This is a genomic window from Brucella tritici, from assembly GCF_008932295.1.
Lineage (GTDB): Bacteria > Pseudomonadota > Alphaproteobacteria > Rhizobiales > Rhizobiaceae > Brucella > Brucella tritici.
The window spans coordinates 1-785 of sequence record NZ_WBWA01000088.1 but is presented as its reverse complement, the minus strand read 5'-3'; the positions used below and the strand labels follow the sequence as shown (position 1 = coordinate 785).

The window sequence follows — 785 nt, the reverse complement described above, 5'->3', positions numbered from 1 at the left end:
CCTTTTTTGGGTGTTGCCTTGATGAGCTTTCGACGACCATGTGCCCAGCAAAATGCCAGTCGCAACGGATCGCCGCCCGCGCGCTTCGGCGTGGCGAGGTGGGAATATCCACCATAGGCATCGACCTGGATTGTGCCATTGAAGCCATCGAGGATTTCAGCGGCATATTCGCCGCTACGTCCAGGTCGATAATGGAACACCACACCCGGCGGCGCAGACCCGCCCCAGCCCCGGTCATCGCGTAGAACCGCCCAAAGATAACCGGTCTTCGTCTTGCCGCGCCCCGGATCCAATATCGGGGCCGTTGTTTCATCGACATAAAGCTGCGAACAGTCCTGCTTCAGCATCATCGCCATGTGGTCCACGACCGGCGCGATCAGAGCGCCTGTGCGCCCCATCCAGTCGGCTAGAACAGAACGGTCAATCGGAACCCCGTGTCGGGCCATGACCACCGCCTGTCGGTTCAGCGGCATATGTTCGGAATGCTTGGAGACAGCGATCTGCGCCAATAGCGCTTCTGTAGGCCAACTGCCTTCCAGCAAATGCGCCGGCGCTTTGGCCTGAACCACTCCTGTGCGTCCTTTGGGGCAGGCATATTTCGGGCGGATCGTGACGATTACCCGATAGCTGGCCGGAATGTAATCAAGCCGTTCCGTCGTGTCTTCGCCGATGCGAACCATATCGCCACAGCCACAGGGACAGGCAATGCTTAAAGGCTCAATCACACGCTCGACACGCGGCAGGTTCGCCGGCAGCACACGGGCTTTTCGTTCCTTGCGTGGAGA

General features: G+C 59.5%; 1 protein-coding gene. It reads right to left on the bottom strand.

The genetic code is table 11. The features are described 5' to 3' along the window. On the bottom strand, positions 1–785 hold a 785-nt coding region (gene tnpC, locus F9K91_RS25550; protein WP_151679080.1), incomplete at both ends, for an IS66 family transposase.